This window comes from Roseobacter sp. HKCC-CH-9208 (genome assembly GCF_037805125.1).
In the GTDB taxonomy this organism is placed as follows: domain Bacteria; phylum Pseudomonadota; class Alphaproteobacteria; order Rhodobacterales; family Rhodobacteraceae; genus M30B80.
Genome location: NZ_JBBLYK010000001.1, coordinates 1,345,980 through 1,365,202, shown reverse-complemented (window position 1 = coordinate 1,365,202; position 19,223 = coordinate 1,345,980). Strand labels below are relative to the sequence as shown.

General features: G+C 55.7%; 16 protein-coding genes. 6 read left to right on the top strand and 10 right to left on the bottom strand.

Going from position 1 to position 19,223, the window contains the following annotated elements; genetic code table 11:
• Positions 1-26: 26 nt before the first annotated feature.
• Genes AAC621_RS06815 through bchF form a run of 4 tightly spaced genes read right to left on the bottom strand, consistent with a single transcriptional unit; the run spans position 27 to position 6,865 of the window.
• A complete protein-coding gene (locus AAC621_RS06815; RefSeq protein WP_340253557.1) occupies positions 27-3,587 on the bottom strand; it encodes a magnesium chelatase subunit H in 3,561 nt (1,186 codons plus the stop codon).
• A complete protein-coding gene (bchB, locus tag AAC621_RS06810) occupies positions 3,577-5,109 on the bottom strand; it encodes a ferredoxin:protochlorophyllide reductase (ATP-dependent) subunit B (RefSeq protein ID WP_340253554.1) in 1,533 nt (510 codons plus the stop codon). The genes AAC621_RS06815 and bchB overlap by 11 nt, the downstream gene beginning before the upstream one ends.
• Positions 5,106-6,389: a ferredoxin:protochlorophyllide reductase (ATP-dependent) subunit N gene (locus AAC621_RS06805; protein ID WP_340253551.1), complete on the bottom strand. Its 1,284-nt coding sequence runs from the start codon at positions 6,387-6,389 to the stop codon at positions 5,106-5,108. Before AAC621_RS06805 ends, bchB begins: the two co-directional genes overlap by 4 nt.
• Entirely contained in the window at positions 6,386-6,865 is a 480-nt protein-coding gene (gene bchF, locus AAC621_RS06800; protein WP_340253548.1) for a 2-vinyl bacteriochlorophyllide hydratase, read from the bottom strand. The genes AAC621_RS06805 and bchF overlap by 4 nt, the downstream gene beginning before the upstream one ends.
• A gap of 210 nt (positions 6,866-7,075) precedes the next feature.
• Here bchF and AAC621_RS06795 point away from each other — a divergent pair, with 210 nt between their 5' ends.
• The 6 genes from AAC621_RS06795 (at position 7,076) to idi (ending at position 13,584) form a co-directional block, all read left to right on the top strand.
• Positions 7,076-8,095, top strand: a complete 1,020-nt coding sequence (locus AAC621_RS06795) for a cobalamin B12-binding domain-containing protein (RefSeq protein ID WP_340253545.1) — start codon at positions 7,076-7,078, stop codon at positions 8,093-8,095.
• 21 nt (positions 8,096-8,116) lie between these two features.
• Positions 8,117-9,553: a transcriptional regulator PpsR gene (gene ppsR, locus AAC621_RS06790; RefSeq protein ID WP_340253542.1), complete on the top strand. Its 1,437-nt coding sequence runs from the start codon at positions 8,117-8,119 to the stop codon at positions 9,551-9,553.
• A 97-nt stretch (positions 9,554-9,650) separates the two neighbouring features.
• Entirely contained in the window at positions 9,651-10,565 is a 915-nt protein-coding gene (gene chlG / locus AAC621_RS06785) for a chlorophyll synthase ChlG (protein WP_340253538.1), read from the top strand.
• 4 nt (positions 10,566-10,569) lie between these two features.
• On the top strand, positions 10,570-11,862 hold the full coding sequence (locus AAC621_RS06780) for a BCD family MFS transporter (RefSeq protein ID WP_340253535.1): 1,293 nt from the start codon (positions 10,570-10,572) through the stop codon (positions 11,860-11,862).
• A 1-nt stretch (position 11,863) separates the two neighbouring features.
• A complete protein-coding gene (locus AAC621_RS06775; protein WP_340253532.1) occupies positions 11,864-13,048 on the top strand; it encodes a geranylgeranyl diphosphate reductase in 1,185 nt (394 codons plus the stop codon).
• Positions 13,049-13,062: 14 nt separating this feature from the next.
• Positions 13,063-13,584: an isopentenyl-diphosphate Delta-isomerase gene (gene idi, locus AAC621_RS06770; RefSeq protein WP_317657098.1), complete on the top strand. Its 522-nt coding sequence runs from the start codon at positions 13,063-13,065 to the stop codon at positions 13,582-13,584.
• On the opposite strand, the gene dxs is transcribed toward idi, so the two are convergent.
• The 6 genes from dxs to pufB all read right to left on the bottom strand — a co-directional run bounded on the left by dxs (position 13,581) and on the right by pufB (position 19,121).
• Positions 13,581-15,530, bottom strand: a complete 1,950-nt coding sequence (gene dxs / locus AAC621_RS06765) for a 1-deoxy-D-xylulose-5-phosphate synthase (RefSeq protein WP_340253529.1) — start codon at positions 15,528-15,530, stop codon at positions 13,581-13,583. The genes idi and dxs overlap by 4 nt on opposite strands.
• A 165-nt stretch (positions 15,531-15,695) precedes the next feature.
• Positions 15,696-16,796 carry a photosynthetic reaction center cytochrome PufC gene (gene pufC / locus AAC621_RS06760; RefSeq protein ID WP_340253526.1) on the bottom strand — a complete coding sequence of 367 codons (1,101 nt, stop codon included), beginning with the start codon at positions 16,794-16,796 and terminating at the stop codon, positions 15,696-15,698.
• A gap of 1 nt (position 16,797) precedes the next feature.
• On the bottom strand, positions 16,798-17,799 hold the full coding sequence (gene pufM, locus AAC621_RS06755; protein ID WP_317657096.1) for a photosynthetic reaction center subunit M: 1,002 nt from the start codon (positions 17,797-17,799) through the stop codon (positions 16,798-16,800).
• Positions 17,800-17,802: 3 nt separating this feature from the next.
• On the bottom strand, positions 17,803-18,663 hold the full coding sequence (pufL, locus tag AAC621_RS06750) for a photosynthetic reaction center subunit L (RefSeq protein ID WP_340253523.1): 861 nt from the start codon (positions 18,661-18,663) through the stop codon (positions 17,803-17,805).
• 139 nt (positions 18,664-18,802) lie between these two features.
• The gene (pufA, locus tag AAC621_RS06745) at positions 18,803-18,958 is read right to left on the bottom strand and encodes a light-harvesting antenna LH1, alpha subunit (protein ID WP_340253520.1); all 156 of its coding nucleotides are present in this window, start codon (positions 18,956-18,958) and stop codon (positions 18,803-18,805) included.
• Positions 18,959-18,968: 10 nt separating this feature from the next.
• Positions 18,969-19,121, bottom strand: coding sequence for a light-harvesting antenna LH1, beta subunit (pufB, locus tag AAC621_RS06740; RefSeq protein WP_213674587.1), 153 nt, complete (start codon positions 19,119-19,121; stop codon positions 18,969-18,971).
• Positions 19,122-19,223 lie beyond the last annotated feature (102 nt).

Genomic DNA, 19,223 nt, shown 5'->3' with positions numbered 1-19,223 from the left:
TTTATGGTCAAGCATCGTGGTCTCTCCTATTCCGCTGCAACATCCAGGCCTTCGAGTCGGTCTTCCAACTCATCGGCACTGGCCTGAAGCGCGGCCAAAGTTTCATCATCGGGCTGCCAGTAATTGCGTTCAAACGCCTCAAGAAGGCGGTTTGCCATCCGCACAGAAGCCTGTGGGTTCAGCGCCGACAAACGCCGCCGCATCTCTTCATCCAAGACAAAGGTTTCAGACAGGCGTTGATACACCCAAGGTTCGACCTGTCCTGTGGTCGCCGACCACCCAAGCGTGTTGGTCACTTGCGCTTCAATCTGGCGCACGCCTTCGTGGCCATGTTTCAACATCCCTTCGAACCATTTCGGGTTCAGACTGCGCGACCGCGTCTCAAGCGCCACTTGGTCTTGCAGGCTGCGCACGATGCCCGCACCGCGGGTTTGATCGCCGATGAACACAGGCGCATCGCTGCCTTTTGCCCGTTTAACCGCACGCGAAATACCGCCCAAAGTGTCGAAATAGTGATCAACGGTGGTGACGCCCAATTCGACCGATTCAAGGTTCTGATAGGCCAAATCAACATCGCCCAAAGCGGCCTGAAGGAGGCTTGCGTTTTTCTTGGCCTTCCCGTCACGGCCATAGGCAAAACTTTTGCGCGCTTCATAGGCATCGGCCAGTTCGTCCTCTTCACCCCATGCGCCACTATCGACCAAGGCGTTGACATTCGACCCATAGGCCCCTTCAGCATTTGAGAACACGCGCAAGGCAGCGTCCTCGATATCGCAGCCCATTTTCTGCGCATAATCGAGGGCATGGGCGCGGATGAAATTTTCTGTGCAGGGCTCATCCGCCGTTGCAGCCTTATAGGCCGCTTCTGCCAACATCCGTGTCTGAAGGGGGAGAAGGTCGCGGAAGATACCCGACAGCGTCATCACAACATCAATGCGCGGACGGCCGAGTTCGGCAAGCGGGATCAAATCAGCCCCGCAGAGGCGCCCATATCCATCAAATCGGGGGGCAGCGCCCATCAGCGCCATCGCCTGCGCAATCGGCCCACCATCAGATTTAATGTTGTCAGATCCCCAAAGAACAATCGCCACTGAACGGGGCAAATCACCCGCCGCATCGAGCAAACGCTGCGCTTGTTTCGCACCGTCCTGCATCGCAAACGCGGTGGGCATACGGAACGGATCAAAAGCGTGGATATTGCGCCCCGTTGGCAAAACATCAGGGCTGCGGATGAGGTCGCCACCCGCAACAGGCGCGATATAGCGCGCCGAAAGGGCGCGCATCAGCGCAGGCAATTCGTGATCCTCTTGCAGCAATTGATCGATCCGATCCAGCGTTTCAGGGTCTGTTTCGGCCATCACGCGCACATGTTCCGCCCGTTCCGCATCCCCCATGGGGCGGCCCATGACATGCAAGCCGTCTGGGATCAGCGCCGTTTCCGTTTCAAGCAGGGTCAACCACAGATGATCGGGGTTGCTGCCATCCAAATCGACCGCTTCGGCCTGCATCGCAATCAGCGCGGCAAGGTCGGCGCGCTCATGCGCATCAGGAGCAAGACTGCGATAGCGCGACAGGCTATCTTTTAGCTCGGACAGGCCCTTATACAGACCCGAAGCCGCCAAAGGTGGGGTCAAATGCGTGACTGTAACGGCATTAGAGCGCCGCTTGGCCAAAGTTGCCTCGGACGGGTTATTTGAGGCGTAAAGATAAATATTCGGCACTTCGCCGATTAAACGATCAGGCCAATCGCGCGCGCCAAGCCCCGCCTGTTTTCCAGGCATAAACTCAAGCGCGCCATGCATGCCAAAATGCAAAATCGCATCTGCCTTAAACGTATTGCGCAACCAAAGATAAAATTGCGCAAAGGCATGGGTGGGCGCAAAACCTGTCTCAAACAACAGGCGCATTGGATCACCTTCGTAGCCAAAGGTGGGCTGCACACCGACAAAGACATTGCCAAAATGGGCACCTAAAATGAACACACCGCGGCCGTTTGACTGCACCTTACCAGGCGCGGGGCCCCACGCCGCCTCAATCGCGGCCAAGGGGGGCGTGTTGCGCAAGATCGTGTCTGCATCAACAATATCGGCCACATTGGCCTCTTGCCCATATTGCGCCGCGTTGCCCTTAAGAACCGCTGCGCGCAAATCATCGACAGAAGCGGGCAGGTCAACCTGATACCCTTCGGATTTCAGGGTCGAAAGCGTATTATAGAGACTTTCAAAGACACTAAGATAGGCCGCGGTTCCCACAGCGCCCGCATTGGGCGGAAAACCAAAGAGAACAACCGAAATCCGTTTGTCGCGGTTCGCCTTACGCCGCAAAACCGCCAGACGTGCGGTTTTTTCAACCAATGACGCGATACGCTCATGGCACGGGGCCATCGCCTTTTGACAGGCACTGGCTTGGCACATATGGCTGCACCCTTGGCAGCCTTCCGCACCATGGCGACCACCAAAAACAGTGGGATTTGTCGCGCCATCAATCTCGGGCAGCGCAACCAGCATCGTAGTCTCAACTGGGCCAAGCCCACCACCTGATGCGGCCCATTGGCCCAAAGTCTGAAATTCAATCGGGTGCGCCGCGATATAGGGCAAATCGAGATCGCGCAGCACCTCAACCGCCGCCGCGCTGTCATTATAGGCGGGGCCACCAATGAGGCTAAAGCCCGTCAACGACACCATCGCATCCACGCGATCATTCGTGAAATACTCGGAAATTGCAGGACGGCCATCCAACCCACCCGCAAAGGCGGGAACCACGGCTAAACCTGCTGCCTGCATTTGACGGATCACGCCATCATAATGGGCGGTGTCAGACGCCAGAATGTAAGAGCGCATCATCAACAAGCCGACTGTCGCAATCGGATTTTCAGGCTGGGGCAAATCAGCGAGATCGGTGGTAATGCCATTATGCGGCAAGTCAGGGTGATAGAGCCCAAGTTCTGGGTAATCAATCGGCGCTTCAGCCTCTGCACCATGAAGATCACATTGGCTGGAATAGCGACCCACCAAGAAGCGGATCATTTGCTCGACATTATCATCCGAGCCACCCAACCAATATTGCATCGTCAAAAACCATGCGCGCAAATCCTGCGCCTTACCGGGAATAAAGCGCAGAATTTTTGGCAATCGGCGCAGCATGGTCATCTGCTTATGCCCAGAATTGGCGTTTGGTTTGGATGAGCCACGCAGCTTCTTCAAAAGCTTCATCGCGCCTGAGGCGGGCTTGAGCATATCCAACTCACCCATACGGGTCAGCGATACGACCTCTTTAGCCGAGATCACCCCAATCATCGCATCACAGGCATCACGGCGGGCCTGCAAGTCGGGCAAGATTGCGGTGATATGCTCCTCAATGAACAAAAGATTGGCAACAATGATATCGCCATGGCGCACAGCCAAACGCGCCTCTTCCAAGGCGGCGGGGTTTTCGGCCCATTCGGCACTGGCATGGACGGAGAGAGACAGCCCTGGAAACTCGCCCGACAACCGTTCGCTGACGCGGGCAGCAGGGCCTGCGGCGTGGCTATCCAACGTGACGATGACCACGCGATAGCCGGGGATATGATCACCATCACCGCGCATAATGGGCCTTCGCCTCATAAAGCGTATCTACGCTGATCTCAGACATGCCGCGCTCGGCTGCGAATTTTTCGGTATTCCGTTTGGCCTTACCCCGCACAAAAAACGGGATTTTCTTCAATTCTTTTTCCGCACAAGCGAGCCAAACCATGACATCAGAGCCCGTGTCTTGTGCATGTTCGTGAACCTCGGGCGTAGGGGCAGAGGGCGCCACAGCCTTACCCCCGTGGTGACTGGCGCCCGCGTCATCATGGAATTCGAAATCTTCGCGGAACATGGTCAACAAATGTTCCTCAAGACCCATCACAAGCGGGTGAATCCATGTATCGAAAATGACATTTGCACCTTCCCATCCCATCTGGGGCGAATAGCGGGCAGGGAAATCTTGCACATGCACAGGGGCCGAGATCACGGCGCAGGGGATACCCAAACGCTTGCCGATATGACGCTCCATCTGGGTGCCAAGGATCATCTCGGGCGCGGCTTCTTCGATGGCTTGCTCAACGGCGAGATAATCGTCACTGATCAGGGCCTCTAGACCAAACTCTTTGGCCAAGGCACGGATGGGCCGGGCAAATTCGCGGTTGTAGCAGCCAAGCCCAACCACCTCGAACCCCATCTCATCACGGGCAATGCGGGCGGCGGCGTGCACATGGGTCGCATCCCCGAATAGAAACACGCGCTTGCCCGTCAGATAGGTGCTGTCGACTGACTTACTCCACCAAGGTTGGCGAAGGCGGGTTGTGTCGATTTTTGGCTCTACACCGCAGATTTGAGCCAGTTCATTCACGAAATCATGGGTCGCGCCTACGCCAATCGGCACAGTTTTTGTGTAAGGTTGATCGCAGACCCGCTCAAGATGCCGTGCCGCAGCCTCGGCATGTTCAGGATACATCAGGATATTGGCATGGGCCGCACCCAATAGCGCGATATCCTCAGGCGTTGCACCAAATGGGGCAACAACATTCACGGCAATGCCCATTTGTGCCAGAAGATGTTTGATTTCTTCAATATCGTCTCGATGCCGAAACCCAAGCGCCAAGGGGCCAAGAAGATTGACCGAAACCTCCGCACTGCGCGGCATGGGTTTGGCCAAGGCTTTTACGATTTGAAAGAACGTTTCATCGGTGCCGAAGTTTTCTTTGCGCTGATAAGACGGCAGTTCCAATGGGATCACAGGGATAGGCAGACCCATGGTTTCAGCCAAGCCACCGGGATCATCTTGAATCAATTCCGCGGTGCAAGAGGCCCCCACAATCATGGCTTGAGGCACAAACCGCTCATAGGCCGCGCGGCAGGTATCGCGGAAGATACCCGCGGTATCTGCGCCCAAGTCGCGCCCCTCAAATGTTGTATATGTGACAGGCGGGCGGTGGTCGCGCCGCTCAATCATCGTGAATAACAAATCCGCATAGGTATCACCTTGCGGCGCGTGCAGCACATAATGCAGACCGCGCATCGCGGTCGCGACACGCATGGCACCAACATGGGGTGGGCCTTCATATGTCCAGACGGTCAATTTCATCGCGCGGCCCCCTGCTCGAGGATCGCGCGGCGGCGCAAGGGGCGTGAAAAGAGCCCTGCCAAATCACCCGCCTGTTCGTAGAAATGGACGGGGGTAAAGACCAGCTCAATCGCCCATTTTGTGCTCAGACCTTCGGCCTCAAGGGGATTTGCCAAACCCAGACCGCAAACCGTCAAATCGGGTCGCGCAGCGCGCACGCGGTCAAGTTGGACATCAACATCCTGCCCTTCTGAAATGCGCGGCCCCTCAGGGATCAACGCCAAATCAGGGCCAACCAAGCCACGATGGATATAGGGCGCGCCGATCTCAACGGCCTCCATTCCACATTCACGGGTCAAGAAACGCGCAAGTGGGATTTCCAACTGGCTGTCGGGCATGAAGAACACGGATTTCCCACGCAAAGCCGCGCTTGCATTCTCAATGGCCTTACGGGCGCGCGCGCGCGGGGCCTCCGTAACACGGGCAAATGTGGCGTCATCTACGCCAAACTCATCGGCGATGGCGCGCAGCCATAGGGTTGTGCCTTCCTCCCCAAAGGGAAACGGCGCCGTAATCCGCCGCGCGCCGCGCCGCTCAAGTGCGGCTGTCGTGTCGCCCAAAAACGGTTGGAGGCAGGCAAAGACGGTATTTTCACCAATCTCAGGCGCACCCTCAGCACGCGAGGACGGAAGAACACGGATCGGGCCAATGCCCATCTCCGACAAAAGCGTGATCGCCTGATCTTCGACCACATCGGGCAAGGCGCCAACCAAGACCAATTCCCGCGCTTGGCTTTCCGTCAGAACAGGCACCATCGCGGCAAGGCAAGCATCCTCGCCTTGAGTAAATGTGGTTTCAATCCCGCTGCCCGAATAATTCAGCACCCGCACATGGGGGGCGTGGGCGGTCGTCAAACGCTCGGCCGCGCGGGCGAGATCCAACTTGATCACCTCAGAAGGACACGAGCCCACAAGGAAAAGCTGCTTGATATCGGGACGGCGCGACAACAGCCGTGCGACCTCGCGATCCAATTCGTCATTGGCATCTGCCATGCCCGCCAAATCGGTTTCTTCGAGGATTGCCGTGCCAAAACGGGGTTCGGCAAAAATCATCACACCCGCCGCAGATTGCAAAAGATGCGCGCAGGTGCGGCTGCCGACAACGAGGAAAAACGCATCCTGCATTTTACGGTGAAGCCAGATGATGCCCGTCAGGCCGCAGAATACCTCGCGCTGTCCGCGCTCTTTTAGAACGGGCGCATCGGCGCAGCTTTGGGCCTTGATTGGTGCAGGGGTGTTCATCTGTCCCCCTCCAGCCGTGCTTGGCGCAGCTTATAGAGGAACTGCGTCGCGTTGATTACATAGGCCGCATAGGCCGCGAGCGCGATCCACATTTGCTGAACCGCAGGCACCCCTTGGATCAAAGCCGCCACATAGGCCAAATGCAATGCGATCACGAGAAAGCTGACCACATCCTCCCAAAAGAATGCAGGGGCGAAAAGATATTGGCCAAACACCACTTTTTCCCAAATCGCGCCTGTCACCATGATGGTCAAAAGCACCGCCGTTTTGGCAATGATGGAATATGTGGCGAGGTCATAGCCCGCGCCCGTGATCAAGAATCGTCCGACCAGCGCAAGCGATACAAGAAAGACAACAAACTGAATCGGCGCAAGAATCCCCTGAACCAACGTCCAGATGGTTGCGTCACGCCTTGCGCGCTCATCCACGCTGTAAAGCTTGCGTGACGGGCTTACTGTCAGACTATCCGATGGCATTTGTCTTTGATTCCAGTCTGTCAATTAAGGAAAGGCTAGCCCTCAAAGGGGTAAAGTGTCAATTAAAACTTACAGTCTTGAACTTGACAGTCGCCAGTTTTGCAAGGGTAATGGCCCTGTGCACGAGCGCTAATTTCCCAATATTTTTTGCATCCAAGGCGCCCATCGGCGCTTTGGCGCTTGTTGACGCAAGGGAATTGTCAATTTTCTTTGACAGATGCGGTCGTTTGCGAGACACTTGCAGGCGAAACAACTGCCCTTGAGACAGGGCAGCGGTTGTGCAACACACGCGGCGGACAGATGACGGGCCGCGACTATAGCGGCCAATACAAGGAAAAAGATCGCCCCGATCTTTTAACACAGGCCAGTAAGACTGCCTTCTCTTCAGTCTTGTTGGTGGTGAGGAGCCGAATGACCCAAGACGGTGACGCTACGTCCCGCAAAGGGACGGAAAAACGCACGGCAGAAATTACTTCGCTGGCCAAGGCCGCGATTTCTGTTTTGGCGCGTCAATCAGCACCCACCCCCGAGGGCCTCGCGCGCCGCCTTGAAACCTTATCAGAGGCATTCATCTCGCCCGAAGAGGCGCATCGTCACGATGCCCTCACCAAGCTGGCCCAAGAAGGTGTCAGCATCGAGGATACCATTGACTATGTCATTCCCGCGACCGCCCGTTTGATGGGGTTCCGATGGGCCAATGACAGTTTGAGCTTTGCCGAAGTTTCCATCGGCTCGGCCCGATTGCAGGAAACAGTGCGTGGACTGACCACGCAGCAACGCCGCGAAATTGTCAAAAACCGCGGCACGATTCTATTGGTTATTCCGTATCCTGAGCATCATACGCTCGGTGTATTTGTTGTTGCCGATCAGCTTAGACGGCGTGGTTACGATGTTCATATTTCCGTGTCTCAACACGCACGGCAGGTTGCCGAGCGGGTGAAGCGTTTTAAGTATGACATGATAGGTGTCACGGCGGCTGGACGCAGAACGCTTGCATCCGTAAGGGATTTGGTGGAAATAATAAAGCAGAGCGTTCCTCGTATAACGCCCGTCATCGTGGGGGGGTCTATTATTGACTCTGGCCTCGATACGGTCGGCATCACAGGGGCGGACTTCGCGACCGCTGATATCGAAGCTGCGCTTGAATTTTGTGGGCTAACAAAAACAGACGTTGGGCCCGCCGAAGCGTTGCAAGGCACTGAACGAAACGATGCGACCGAGAACAGGTAACGGAAACGGACGGAACGTCGTATGAACACGCGCGGAACAGATTTTTGGGATCAGCCCGCAGGCTCGCCTATCGCACCTGAGCATTTTAACGATATTGTCGCGACTGCGGCGGATTTAGCGATTGTGCTAGACACATCTGGTCTTGTGCGTTCGGTTATCACCAATCCCCTGAACCCCAGTTTGGGCCGTCTCGACCATTGGAAAGACCGCGATATTCGCGAATTCATGGCCGAAGATTCGCTATCCAAACTAGAGGCACAGCTCGAGGCCTATCGGGGCGGCAAGAAAAACAAAGTCGAAGCGATTGAGGTCAATCACCACGACAATGCCAGTTGGGAATTCCCAATTCGCTACACGCTCCACAAAACGGGGCGGGATGATGTTATTCTCATGCTTGGCCGCGATCTGCGCCCAATTGCGGAATTGCAGCACCGCTTGGTCAAAGCACAGCTTGCCCTTGAAAAAGATTACGAAACCCACCGCGATTACGAAACACGCTACCGCGTGATCATGGAAGCCGCGCGCGATGCGCTTATTTTGGTGGATGTGAATTCTGGTCGGATCACCGATCTTAACACCGCCGCCGCGCAGGCGCTGGGTGGCACAGCTGATAGTCTAACTGGCGCCACCTTTGCCACTGAATTTGAAGGCAAACGGCGGGTTGAATTCATCGAAACCTTGGTGGCGCGCGCAGGTGACAGCATCGGTGGGCCGATGATTGTCACGACCAAGCGACAGAATAAATCTTTATCGCTTTATCCATCGCTGTTCCGTGCTGCGGGCGACAATACATTGCTCTGTCGGATTGAAGTTGATGGCACCTCTGAGGTGATCGCTGCCGAGCTGTCTGAGGCGATGGCAATCCTCTATCAACATGGTGCAGATGCGATTGTCTTTACAGATAACCACGGCACCATAAAATCTGCGAATGACGCGTTCCTTGGCCTCTGCGATACAGCGCGGCTGAGCGATATTCGCGGAAAATCCCTCAGTGAGTTTTTGATCCGCGGCAGCGTTGACATGAAAGTGTTGATCGACAACGCCTCGCGCGCGGGGAAAATGCGAGTTTATTCCACGCGGCTTGAGGGCAGCTATGGCTCAGAGCTTTCGGTCGAGATTTCTGCAACCCACATGATGGGTCAATCCATGGGCGGTTTTGCCTTTGTGATCCGTGACACATCTCGAATGGAAGTTGTGCGCGAGCCAAGCTCACCGCTTCCTGCAGGCGCGCCTGTAGGTGATGATGCGATGCGCAATGTGATGGACTTGGTGGGCTCCGCACCCCTCAAAGAAATTGTCGCAGCAACCACCGATGTGGTTGAGAAGATGTGCATCGAAACCGCCGTAGAATTGACGGATAACAACCGCGTTGCAGCCGCCGAGATGTTAGGCCTGTCGCGTCAGTCACTCTATGTGAAACTGCGCAAATACGGGCTTTTGAACAAGAACAGCCAGTAAATCCCCCTTAAAACTTGGGCATAGCGCGTCTTTTGGCGCGTGCGTCAAGTATAGTTTACACTTGCCGAGTCGCTTACTGTCAGTGTAACTTGACAGTATGAGCGTAACGACCGACACGCATACCCGCCAGACCCCGCGTGCCTTTCCTGAACCACGCGCCGTCTTGACGCTCCTTAAACCCATTACATGGTTTCCCCCAATGTGGGCTTATCTTTGCGGCGCAATTTCTACAGGAGCGGCAACTTCAGGCCATTGGTTGGGCTTGGCTTTGGGTATTATCTTGGCGGGGCCGATTGTCTGCGGGATGAGCCAAACAGCCAATGATTGGTGCGACCGACATGTGGACGCGATCAACGAACCCTATCGCCCCATCCCTTCGGGGCGCATCCCTGGGAAATGGGGATTGTGGATTGCAATTTTCATGTCAGGCGCCGCCGCCATCATCGCGCTTGCGCTTGGCCCTTGGGGATTTGGCGCAACGCTTGTGGCGATCGCCGCTGCTTGGGCCTACTCCGCCGAGCCTGTGCGCCTGAAAAGATCTGGCATTTTGGGGCCTGGATTGGTTGGTCTGTCCTATGAAAGCTTGCCTTGGTTCACGGGCGCTGCGGTTTTATCGGCAGGTGCGCCGTCTTGGCCCATCGTGATAACGGCGCTTCTATACGGGATTGGCGCGCATGGGATCATGACGCTCAACGATTTTAAGGCCTTGGAAGGCGACCGCCAAATGGGCGTGAATTCGCTGCCCGTAACCCTTGGCCCACGCCGCGCCGCATTAGTGGCGGCATGGGTGATGGCCATTCCCCAATTCATCGTCATTCTTTTGATGTTCCACTGGGACAGGCCTTGGTTCGGCTTTTTCATAACGGCCTCGCTGTTGGCGCAAATCGCCGCGATGCAGGTTTTAATGCAAAACCCAAAAGAACGCGCGCCTTGGTATAATGCCACAGGCGTCTCGCTTTATGTCTCGGGCATGATGATCGCGGCCTTTGGCCTGCGCGGCTTGGGGGGATAGCGGCATGAGCCTGACATGGGTGCAGATTATTCGACTTGGGTTTATTCAGCTGTGCCTTGGCGCAATTGTGGTTTTAACAACCTCGACCCTAAACCGCCTAATGGTTGTGGAATTGGCCCTGCCTGCGATCCTGCCCGGCCTCTTGGTTGGGTTGCATTACGCCATTCAAATCACTCGACCCCAATGGGGTTATCGCTCCGATACAGGCCGGTCACGTAGCCGTTGGATCATCGGGGGCATGGCTATTTTGGCGAGCGGCGCAGTTTTGGCGGCCTATGCGCTGTCGCTTTTTGCAAGCCATTACATGCTCGGCCTATCCGTCTCCATCTTGGCCTATGTGATGATCGGTGTTGGGGTTGGGGCATCTGGCACATCACTTTTGGCGCTTTTGGCAACCGCAACCGACCCTGCGCGCCGTCCTGCTGCGGCCACCATCACATGGCTTTTGATGATATTCGGCATTGCCGTAACCGCTGGGGTCGCTGGTCAATTCCTCGACCCCTATAGCCATACGCGACTGATGGCTGTGGTCAGCGTGGTATCATTTGGCGCGGTGGGTCTGACGATTTTGTCGATCTGGGGTATTGAAGCGAAGGTCACCGCCCGCGCCAAAGAACAATCCGCGCCCTTTTTGGAGGGCTTGCGCGAAATTTGGGCCGAGCGCAAAGCGCGCCATTTCACGATCTTCGTGTTCCTCAGCATGTCTGCCTATTTCATGCAGGAATTGATCCTAGAACCCTATTCGGGCCTCGTGTTTCACTTCACCCCAGGTCAATCAACCTCCCTCTCTGGCGCACAAAATGGCGGCGTGTTTTTGGGTATGGTCTTAGTGGGCGTTGCGGGAACCGCGCTGCGCCTTGGCAGCCTCCGCCAATGGGTGGTGGGGGGGTGTTTAGGGTCTGCTGCCGCGCTCCTCGTGATTGCATGGCTTGGTCAAATCGGGCCAAGCGCACCGCTTTTGCCCGCTGTGGTGGTCATGGGGTTTTTCAACGGCGTTTTCGCTGTTGCGGCCATCGGATCTATGATGGCGCTTGCAGGCGAAGGCCGCGCCGCCCGCGAAGGCACAAGAATGGGCCTTTGGGGGGCAGCCCAAGCAATTGCCGCAGGGTTTGGTGGTCTGATCGGCGCCGCCCTTGTTGATCTGGCGCGCCCTGTGATGGGCGATGCCGATGGGTTTGCCGCCGTGTTTTTATTCGAGGCCGCGCTTTATATCGCATCCGCCCTTATGGCGGCACGCGTGATTAAAGGGCCCGCGCAACCAAGACTTTCCACGCCCCTTTCAGTGCCAGGAGAATAAAATGGATTATGATGTTGTAGTCGTAGGGGGTGGCCCATCAGGGGCGACCGCCGCACATGATCTGGCGCTGTCTGGCCATCGTGTTGCTTTGTTGGATCGCGCAGGACGGATCAAGCCCTGCGGCGGTGCAATCCCACCCCGCTTAATCGCTGATTTCGACATTCCAGACGCGCAGATCGTTGCGAAGATCACAACGGCGCGGATGATCTCACCAACAGGGCGCAAAGTGGATATCCCGATTGAAAACGGCTTTGTTGGCATGGTGGATCGGGAAAATTTCGATGAATTTCTGCGTGCCCGCGCCGCCGACGCAGGGGCCGAGCGTTTCACAGGCACCTACACAAAGATCGAACGCGATGCACAAGGCACACATGTCATCTATCGCGACAAAGAAACAGGCGACACCCGCCGTTTGACCTGTGCGGTGGTCATTGGGGCGGATGGCGCGCGCTCGAACGTAGCGCGGGACGAGGTCAAGGGCGGTGATCGCATTCCTTACGTCATTGCCTATCACGAAATTGTCGAGGCCCCCGAAGGCGGCACCGATGCTTATGACCCGGATCGTTGTGATGTGGTCTATGACGGACGGATCAGCCCTGACTTCTATGGTTGGGTTTTCCCACATGGGAAATCCGCATCCATTGGTATGGGGTCGATGGATAAAGAGGTTGATTTGAAAAAAGCCACCGCTGATTTGCGCGCGTTTTCACATCTAGCCAATTGTAAAACCATTCGCCGCGAGGGGGCGCCTATTCCCCTCAAACCGCTCGACCGTTGGGACAATGGGCGCGATGTCGTGCTTGCGGGCGATGCAGCAGGGGTGGTTGCCCCCTCTTCGGGCGAGGGAATTTATTATGCCATGGTGGGTGGCCGTGTGGCGGCCACAGCCGCCGCAGCAAAGCTGCAATCAGGCCGTATCAAAGACCTAGATCTGGCGCGGCGGTTGTTCATGCGCGAACATAAGGGCGTGTTCAAAGTTTTGGGTGCGATGCAAAACGCGTATTACCGATCCGACGAGCGGCGTGAGCGGTTTGTCAGCCTGTGTCACGATATTGATGTGCAGCGCCTGACCTTCGAGGCCTATATGAACAAGAAACTGGTCAAAGCGCGGCCTTTGGCGCATATCAAGATCGGTGTTAAAAATCTGGCCCATTTGACGGGTTTAATTTCTGCGACACGTGTGTAGCGATGGATGATGTCATGATCCCTGCATGGATCGGGGATGAGCTAAAACCCGTAGACAAGCTGTTGGCGCATCAGCGCGGACTGCGTCATAAGGCGATTTCCGTCTTTCTGATGCGCGGGACAAAGGTATTGATGCAGCGGCGCGCCTTGTCCAAATACCATACACCTGGACTTTGGACGAACACCTGCTGCACCCACCCACATTGGAACGAAGATGCACTTAGCTGTGCGCAACGCCGATTGGGCGAGGAACTGGGCCTACCCATCATTGCGTTGGAAAAACGCGATCGCGTGGAATACCGAGCAGATGTTGGCGGCGGGCTCATCGAGCATGAACTTGTCGATATATTTGTCGGCGCGTTGCCCCCTCAGATTGAGCCAACACCCAATCCCGATGAGGTGGTCGATATTGCTTGGATGGATCTCGATGGTCTATCGGCCCGCGTCAAAGCAGCGCCGCAGAGCTTTACCCCTTGGCTCAGGATCTATCTTGAGGAACACGCGGCAAAGATTTTTGGCGCTGACGCAAAGGTCTAGCGTTTCAATTTTGCGACTTTGCTGTCTTGCTCAAAATTCGGCGCGGCAATGCCAAGCGCGGCCAAGCCTGCGCGCATAATATCATCAGCCGCCAATCCCGCATCGCGATACATCGCCTTGGGGCTTGCATGTTCAATGAACCGATCAGGCAGATGCATAGTGCGGATAGACACGCCACCATCCAAACGGCCTGTGGCGGCAAGATGATGTAAAACCAAGGCACCAAACCCGAGTGCAGAGCCTTGTTCAACGGTGACAATAGCCTTGTGATGGGCGACCAGATCATTCACCAAATCTGTATCCAGCGGCTTGGCAAATCTTGCATCCGCGATGGTGACAGAGATGCCGCGCGCGGCCAAGGCGGCGGCAGCTTCCTGCACTTCGGACAAATGCGCCCCAAGGCTCAGCAGGGCAACATCACTGCCTTCTTGCAGAATGCGGCCCTTACCAATTTCCAATATCTGCCCGTTTTCAGGCATGGCAACGCCAGTGCCCTCACCGCGCGGATAACGCAGCGCAATTGGCCCATCGTCATAGGCGACAGCGGTCGCGATCATATCGACCAACTCCGCCTCATCCGCACAAGCCATCACCACCATATTGGGCAGGGCCGCGAGGTAATTGATGTCAAATGCGCCTGCATGTGTCGGGCCATCGGCGCCCACCAATCCTGCGCGATCAATCATAAAGCGCACAGGTAAATTTTGCAGCGCCACATCATGCACAATCTGATCATAACCGCGCTGAAGGAAGCTAGAATAAATCGCACAAAATGGCTTGAGGCCACCTGCGGCCAAAGCGGCGGAAAATGTCACCGCATGTTGTTCAGCAATACCCACATCGAAAATACGATGTGGCATGGCCTGCTGCATTACGTTCAGACCCGTGCCGCCTGGCATGGCCGCTGTGACACCAACGACTTTGGGGTCATTTTGCGCCTCAGCCAAAAGGCGTTTGCCAAAGACGCCCGTATAACTAGGCGCATTGGCGGTAGCCTTTTGCTGAACACCAGTTTTCGGGTCAAATTTCGCCACACCATGATAGCAATCATCCGCCATTTCGGCAGGCGCATATCCCTTGCCCTTTACTGTCACCGCATGGATTAAAACAGGGCCAGTGGCATGGGTTTTCGCATGGCGCAGCGTCTCTAGGAGCGCGCCCATATCATGACCATCAATCGGGCCGATATAGTCAAAACCCAAATGCTCAAACAGGTTTTCCCCATGCGGCAGATCGCCAATTTGCGCTTTTACCAATTCTCGCGCACGGGTCGCGCCCGCACGAAATGGCTCGGGCAAAAGGGGCACCATGCCATCGGCAATATCCTTTAATGCCGAAAGCGGCGAATGTTTCGCCAAATCTTGCAGATAGCGGGACATAGCCCCAACTGGGGGCGCAATGCTCATATCATTGTCATTCAGGATCACGAATAAGCGCCGCCCTAAATCGCCCGCGTTGTTCATGGCCTCATAGGCCATACCTGCGGAAATCGATCCATCGCCGATGACGGCAATAGCGTCTCCAGTGGCCTCACCCAATTCACGCGCCATGGCAAAGCCCAGCGCAGCAGAAATTGAGGTGGAGCTATGTGCCGCACCGAACGGGTCAAAAGCCGATTCACTGCGTTTTGTAAAACCCGACAAACCACCCTCTTGGCGCAAGGTGCGGATGCGATCACGCCGACCTGTCAGGATCTTATGCGGATAGCATTGATGCCCAACATCCCAGATTAGCTTGTCATAGGGAGTGTTGAACACCGCGTGGATTGCCACAGTGATCTCAACGACACCAAGGCTTGATCCCAGATGGCCACCCGTTTCCGACACAGCGGAGATCGTCTCAGCGCGCAACTCATCCGCAAGGCGGGCCAATTCGTCATCGCTCATGCGGCGCAAATCTGCGGGGCTATGAATGCGGTTTAGAAGCTCGGTCGTTGGTCGTGTCATCTTTCCAGCCCTCCCAAGCCAGAAAAAACCACGGGTGGGTAAACCCCAAACCCGTGGCAAGGCGCACCTACGAAGGGACGATAGGTGAGTTCTGATGGTCTGATCTGTTCTGCGATATAGTATCTATACCGCAGAACAGGGTTTTATTTTGGCCGCAGCCAAACATCACTGAAAGGCCGAATAGTCAGGCTCGCCTGATGTTGTGGCAAGCTCAGGCCAATTCGCGATCACGTTCAAGCCACGCAGTGGACGCTGCTGCCCTTGGTGACAGGTGCGACAGGCCAGTTTAGGCACATCACCATGCACAGGCCCAAGTCGTTCTGCAGGAAGAACATCAGCCAATGGCAGGATGTAGAGGTCAAGCGCCTCTTGCACCATCTGAATGCCAAGCGTTGCGGTCGCCCATTGTGGGGTGACCTGTGCCGCATCGTAAAAGGCCCGCGTGTTGTGACAGAAGGTGCAGTTCACGCCCAAAGAATTCGCAATGTAATTCATGAAGGCATAAGTGCGTTCTGCATGTTGGATCAGCGGATCCCCGTCCATCTGCTGCACGCGCGAAGCTAGATCATGCACACCGATGCGGTTATACTGGCCATCTTCGTTCAAGAGCAGGTAGGTTTCCAGATAATCCGAGGGCAATGATGTCGAGTTTGACACCATCGTCACGCGGTTCTGGTTTGCTGACCAACCGCCTGCGTTTTCATTCACAGGCGACACTTCGAACCAGATATTATTTGGCACGGGCTGACCACGGTGACAGGTGTAGCAGGTGACACCCACTTCCGCATTGGCGTTAACGTGACCCCCCCAGAATTCATTAATATTCTGGGTCATCTCGATCATGTTCCGCGCCACCACGGTTTGGTAGTTTTCCTCGCCTGCAAAGAGGTCGGGGATGCCTGTCCAAATACGCATTGCCTCGACCAATCGATCATAATTCTCAGGTGTCAAATAACCCAAGGTTGGCTCTGCATCTGCACGCACGATACGGATCGGACGCGCATTGGCTTCGGGAACAATTGGCTCGGTGGTGTAGAAATTATCCGCGTCAGGATAAGAGGCCGCCAAATCGGCTTGGAATTCAGGCACACCCATCCCTGTCCCGCGCGGGCCAGTTTGCAGCGTGTCTGTTTTGAACGGCTGACCGAAATTCACCAGCATTGCTGCTACAAAGACCGCAGCTCCGGCCGCACCAACTAAAATGGCAGGGCCAAATACATTAGTTGGATTTTTCTCGTTCCATTCGTTGAACCATTTAGGCAACATCTTAGTTTCCTCCCGTGGTTTGACCAAGGAAGCCCTCGTAGCTACCGTAAGCTTCATAACCATAGGGCGCGAGATACTCTGGTGCAAAATTATGCTCCTGCGCCCAGATGAACCAATTATCCACCACGGTTCCTGTCAAAAGGATGCCGATGCCACCTGTGATCGGGGTTAAGACCGCAAACCACCAAGCCCAACGGTGAATCCCCTCCATTGTGGCGTTAAAGCCCATCGTCCAGCGCCAGAACAAAGCGGCGCGTTCGGATGCCGTGCCACGATCATAGATCTGTTCCAATTCACGGTCGCCACCAAAGCGCGACACCGCCAGAATGGTCGCGCCATGCATCGCAAAGAGCAGCACCGAGCCATAAAGGAACACAATCGAAAGTGCGTGGAACGGGTTATAGTAGAGGTTCCCGTAACGGATTGAGAAGGCTGTCGTCCAATCAAGGTGTGGGAAAATGCCGTAAGGCACTGCCTCACTCCACTGGCCCATCAAGACGGGACGGAACAGACCCAACACAAGGAACAACCAAATCGCTGCCAGAAAGGCCCAGGCGATATGTTTGCCCATCTTATGCTGTTCAGCCAAAAGATAGGTGCGCAACCACCAAGACATCACCGAAACAAGCAGAAAGAAGCTTGCGATGATATACCAGCCGCCTTCGTTCAGCGGTGGAATGCTCAGACCATATTCAGGCCCAGGAGGTTCAAGCGCCAACCAGAACAGTTGACGAATAAACTCGGGGATCGACCAACCCACTTGGGACAGCATGTTGAGGCCAACGATGTTGAACCACAGCAAACCTGTCGCCAAGCTGATCGTGCCTGCCCAACCCAGATAAACGGGGCCAAGCTGCGCGTTGCCAATCAAACCTGCGAGGGTCGAGAAGGAGGCCGACTTCGTGCGCTCGGCCGCCAAGTTGTTTTCATTGTCCATCCCCATCTCGGGATGGCCCTGCACCTGCACCTGCGTGAAGATGTTTTGATATTCGAAATAGGCCATGGTTTACATCCCTCCCGAAACCGCGTGGATCGGGCTTGGATCTGGCCAGATCGGCAGTGTCAGCCACCAATTCCACCATTCAGGCCAACCGCTTGTCCAAACGGGGCCAGAGATCACGATACAAACCGCGCTCCAGAAACCAGCATTCAAAGCCAGCAACAGACCCAGGCGGTGGATGCCCAAAGTGCCTATGGAATAGCCGATGAAATCACGGAAGAACGTGTCTTCGTGATCAGGGCTTTTCGCTTCTTCACCTTTTTCAGGGTTCGCCGCGGATAGGATCAAACCACCATGCAGCGCCAAGGCAAAGGTCGTGGTGAAGAAGAAGGTCACCGCGATCATATGGGCTGGGTTATAGTGGAAATGCAGATAGGAATACCCAACGTTGGATACCCAATCGAGGTGGCTAAAGATGCCGTAGGGGAAGCCATGTCCCCATGCGCCAAGCAACAAGGGGCGCACAACAACCAATGTCACATAAGCCAAAATCGCGAAGCTAAAGGCAAATGGAACATGATAGCCCATGCCAAGCTTTCGGCTGATTTCAACTTCTCTTAAGGCCCAAGATACAAAGGCACCAACGGCACAAATCGTGATGATTTGCCAAAGGCCGCCTTCGAGCAGCGGGGCCATGCCCAACCCGTATGAGAGGTCAGGTGGGGCTATATTGATCGTCCAAGGGTTGAACGTGCCTTGCATGGCCGCCCCCCAGAAGATCAGGATGGTTCCAAGGGCAGCGAAGAAGATCGTGGTCACCCCAAAGAAGCCCACATAGAAAGGGCCAACCCAGAAGTCGAACAGATCGCCGCCAATCAGCGTCCCTCCGCGGACGCGATATTTTCTTTCGAAGCTTAGCAAAGCCATGCGTCTGTCTCCGCGTTTGGCGGCTTTGGATCATCTCCACTTAGCCGTCCGTTATTGGTCGGTTAGCTGCGGGCGGGCAGCCCGCCCGCAGCGATGTCATAAGGCATATCAGGCGCGCCGCAGGCGGCGGGCCTAACTCTTACATGCCTGCTGCAGCTGCAGCCTCAAACCAGTTGAGACCCGAGCTCAGAACCACCAAGTGGATCATTGCAGCGAGCAAGAAGAGAAAGACGCCCTGAGCCACGAAGACGCGGCGCGGGTCGAAGATCAGCCAGATTTTGTAAAATTTGGACATGTCTTTCTCCTCAGCCGAACCACGGGCGCCAGATATACGTGGCGATATGAGCAAGCAGGGCGATACCTGCGAACAGCCAAAGGCCGCTCATATACACCGAGTGGAGCTCTTGCGCCTGCTCGTCGGTCAGACCTGTAAAGGACAGATCGGTGTTACCAGCCATGAACTTTCCTCCGGAACGTTTGACTAGTGCCGCACACCCTGCGGCCGGGCCCCGACAAAACCTCATTGTCTTGTCGGCATTCCACCCACGCGGGTAGTCACC